Consider the following 3,795-nt stretch of genomic DNA (forward strand, 5'->3'; position numbering starts at 1 on the left):
TGGGCACCGTGGATCTGCACCGCGTCGGCGGCCGCCTTGACGGCGATCGTCGAGGTCCGGTACTTCGCCAGCAGGGTGGTGACGGCGGCGGCCAGCCGGGCGCCGAACTCCTCGTCCGCGGCGTGGAAGTGGGCGAGGTTGCGCTCCACCACGTCGTAGGGCGGTGCGCCGAGGGGTGAATGACGCATCGTCAGATCCCCGCCCGGACGGGTTCCATGGGTTCCACGGGATCCGGGCGAGGAAGCCGACGGATCGTCAGCCGCCGAACAGGCTCCGGACGACGGTCGCGGCCGTCACCGGGTCGGCCGCGGGACGGGCGGCGGTCAGCGCGGCGGCCTCCTGCGCGGCGGCACCGGCCCCGGTGAGGGCCGCGACGGCCTCGGCGGCCGGGAGGGCGTTGAACCAGCGCAGCGCGAGGGCCGCGCGGCCGGCCCCGGTGAGGCGGCCGGTGAGCCGGAGGCGGGCCAGGCCGCCGTCCGGGTGGACGTTGATGCGCACGTGGGTCACCGGGCGGCCGGCGTCGAGCCGGAAGCGGTGCCGGGTGTCGGGCTGGAGCCTTGTGCGGGGCAGGAGTTCGAACCACTCGCCGTCGGCCGGGTCCGCCCCGGTCGAGGCGTCGAAGCCGATCAGGTCGGCCCAGCCGGGGGCATTGGCGACGAAGCAGGAGGTGTCCACTTCGGCGGCCAGGACCTCACCGCCCCCGGCCAGGGCGATCTGCACCCAGTCGTTGGCCTTGTCGCGCCGACGCCGGGTCTCCCAGCCGTCGCCCATGACGGAGGCACGGCCGGGAGCGTTCAGGTTGTGCGGGGAGGAGAAGTAGCGGTCGGACGCCGCCTCGGCCACGCCGCCGTACTCCTGGGCGGCCAGGTCGAAGGTGAGGCCGTCCAGTTCGCGCGGGTCGGGCAGCACCTCGCCGTGCACCCGCAGCCGGGCGACGCCGCCGTCCGGGAAGATGTTCAGCCGCACATGGGTGTAACGGGTGCCGTCCGTGACGGCGAACTCGTGGGCGGTGTCGCCGCTCAGCGCGGTGCGCGGCACGATCGTGGTCCACTCGGCGCCCAGGAGTTCCTCGGGCGAGGGGTGGCCGGGGACGGACGCGGCCTCGACCGAGGCGGACTCCGGGTAGTTGCCGGTGAAGTGGGCGGTGTCCACGATCACGCCGTGGACCACCCCGGCGACGCCGAGCCGCACGATCGTCCAGTCGTGGTCCTCGTCGGTGGGGTGCGGCTGCTCGGCGGAGACCCCGCGACGGCGCTTGGACTCCCAGCCGTCCATGATCTGGCCCTTGTGGCCGAAGGTGTGCGGGCGGAACTCGGCCGGCTTGGCGACCAGCAGGTTCTCGGCGTCCGCGAAGGTGTCCTCGTTGGTGGCGACGACGCCCGCGCCGAGCAGTCGGGAGGCCAGGTCGACCAGCTCGGTGAAGGGAGCACTCGGGGTGTCGGCAGTGGTCACTGACTCTCCTTCAGGCGCGTACGGGCGGGGTGGTGGTGGGACGGGATCGGGGCCGGGCGAGCTGCCGGCCGAAGGGGCGGGCCGCGGGGTCCACTTCGCGGCCGCGCAGCCAGGTGGTGCGCACCGCGCCGGTGAGGGTCCGGCCGGCGTAGGGGGTCACCGGGTTGCGGTGGTGCAGCCCGCTCGCCCGGACGGCGAAGCCGCCCTCGGGGTCGAAGGCGACCAGGTCCGCGTCGTGACCGGCGGCGATGGCGCCCTTGGTGCCGGTGAGGCCGACCAGTTCGGCCGGTCCGGCGGACATCCAGCGCACCACGTCGGACAGGGTGCGGCCGCGGCGGCGGGCCTCGGTCCAGACGGCCGGCAGGCCGAGCTGGAGCGAGGCGATGCCGCCCCAGGCGGCCGCGAAGTCGCCGCTGCCACCGTACTCGGGCAGCAGCTTGAGATCGGGGGTGGACGGCGAGTGGTCGGAGACGACGGCGATGAACTCGCCGTTCGCCAGGGCCTCCCAGAGCGCGTCCCGGTTGGACTCGTCGCGGATCGGCGGACAGCACTTGAAGGCGGTGTCGCCGTCCGGCACCTGCTCGGCCGCGAGCGTCAGGTAGTGCGGACAGGTCTCGGCGGTCACCCGTACGCCGTCCTCGCGGGCCTGCCGCAGCAGCGGCAGGACGGCGGCGGAGGAGACGTGCAGGACGTGCACCCGGGCGCCGGTGCGCCGGGCCGCGTCGAGCAGCCGGGCGACCGCCGCGGTCTCCGCGCCGGCGGGCCGGGAGGCCAGGAAGTCCCGGTAGTGGACGCCGGGTTGCTGCGGGGCGGCGGCGAGCACGGCCGGGTCCTCGGCGTGGATGATCGCCAGCGCCCCGATCCGGGCCTGCTCCGCCAGCGCCGCCGCCAGGTCCGCGGCCTCGACGGGCGGGAACTCGTCCACCCCGGAGGGGGCGAGGAAGCTCTTGAAGCCGAACACGCCCTCCCGGTGCAGCGGTTCGAGGTCGGCGACGTTGCCGGGGACGGCGCCGCCCCAGAAGCCGAGGTCGACCCAGGCCTGGCCCTCGGCGGTCTTCCGCTTGAGCGCCAGCCCCGCCACCGTGGTGGTGGGCGGGATCGAGTTGAGCGGCATGTCGATGATCGTGGTGACGCCGCCGGCCGCGGCGGCCCGGGTGGCGGAGGCGAAGCCCTCCCACTCGGTGCGGCCGGGCTCGTTGACGTGCACGTGGGTGTCGACCAGGCCGGGCAGCAGGGCGGTGTCACCGAGGTCGACGAGTTCGCCCCCGGCGGCCGCCAGCGAGCCGTGCGGGGCCGTGCGGGTGATCGTCCCGCCCTGGATCAGCACGTCCGCGGGGCGCTCGCCGTCGGGCAGGACCGCCCGGCGGGAGCGGATCACCGTGGGCCGGCCGAAAGGCATGGGGGACCTCCGAAACCTGGGAGTCGAGGGTGGTGGAGCAGGGTGGAGGCGAAGGATTGCCGGGAGCCTAGGCCCGCCTTCAACAAAACGTCAATGGTTGAACGCGTGAGGCGCGGGCCCGCGGACGGTCCGGTACGTGCCGGGGTTCAGCCCGGCAGCAGCTCGCCGGCCAGCCTCTCCCCCGCGAGTTCGGCCAGCTCACCGGCCCTGGTCATGCTCTCCCCCGGCCGCTCGGCCAGATCGGTCAGGGCGATCGCGGCGGTGAAACCGGCGGCCCGCCACTCGGGCTCGGAGAGCTCCAGCCGGCCCGCCACGGCGGCCACCCGAACCCCCGCCCGGGCGGCCGCGGCGGCGACTCCGGCGGGGGCCTTGCCGTGGAGCGTCTGCGCGTCCAGGCAGCCCTCGCCGGTCACGACGAGGCGTGCCCCGCGCACGGCCCCGTCGAAGCCCAACAGGTCGAGCAGCAGCTCGATGCCCGGGCGCATGGTGGCGCCGAGCAGGGCCAGGGCGGCGAAGCCCACCCCGCCCGCGGCGCCGGCGCCGGGCGCCTCCCGAAGGTCCCGCCCGGTGGCCTCGGCCACCAGGTCGGCGAACCGGGTCAGCCCCTCCTCCAGCACCACCAGGTCCTCGCCGTCGGCGCCCTTCTGCGGGCCGTAGACGGCCGGGGCGCCGCGCGGGCCGAGCAGCGGGTTGTCCACGTCGCAGGCCACCACGACCTCGACCCCGCCCAGGGCCTCGGCCGGCGGGCCGAGGTCGATCTCCGCGAGCCGGCGCAACGCGGCGCCGCCGGGCGGCAGTTCGGCGCCGCCGGCGTCGAGCAGCCGTACCCCGAGCGCCTGCACCATGCCGCCCCGGCGTCCGGCACGGTGGCGAGGATCACCAGGTCGCGCAGCCGCTCCAGCAGGTCGGTGACGAAGCGGCGCGGGTCGTGCCCGCCCTCGACC

4 protein-coding genes are annotated in these 3,795 nt (G+C 75.7%); all 4 read right to left on the reverse strand.

All coding sequences use genetic code 11. The features are described from left to right. Nucleotides 1-188 (reverse strand): hypothetical protein (locus tag ACIQOV_RS31920; protein WP_401054176.1); only part of this gene is annotated, 188 nt, incomplete at its 3' end. 67 nt (nucleotides 189-255) lie between these two features. Further along, nucleotides 256-1,452, reverse strand: a complete 1,197-nt coding sequence (alc, locus tag ACIQOV_RS31925; protein WP_401054172.1) for an allantoicase — start codon at nucleotides 1,450-1,452, stop codon at nucleotides 256-258. 10 nt (nucleotides 1,453-1,462) lie between these two features. Next, nucleotides 1,463-2,851 (reverse strand): allantoinase AllB, encoded by a 1,389-nt coding sequence (allB, locus tag ACIQOV_RS31930; RefSeq protein WP_401054174.1) that lies wholly within the window; start codon nucleotides 2,849-2,851, stop codon nucleotides 1,463-1,465. A 146-nt stretch (nucleotides 2,852-2,997) separates the two neighbouring features. Further along, a complete protein-coding gene (locus ACIQOV_RS31935; protein ID WP_401054175.1) occupies nucleotides 2,998-3,696 on the reverse strand; it encodes a glycerate kinase in 699 nt (232 codons plus the stop codon). Nucleotides 3,697-3,795: the final 99 nt, after the last annotated feature.

This window comes from Kitasatospora sp. NPDC091257, from assembly GCF_044757675.1.
Classification (GTDB): Bacteria; Actinomycetota; Actinomycetes; order Streptomycetales; family Streptomycetaceae; genus Kitasatospora; species Kitasatospora lactacystinica.

Excerpts from the sequence above, each read along its gene's own strand:
- ACIQOV_RS31935 (WP_401054175.1), bottom strand. The coding sequence starts at position 3,696 with ATGGTGCAGGCGCTCGGGGTACGGCTGCTCGACGCCGGCGGCGCCGAA.
- allB (WP_401054174.1), bottom strand. The coding sequence starts at position 2,851 with ATGCCTTTCGGCCGGCCCACGGTGATCCGCTCCCGCCGGGCGGTCCTG.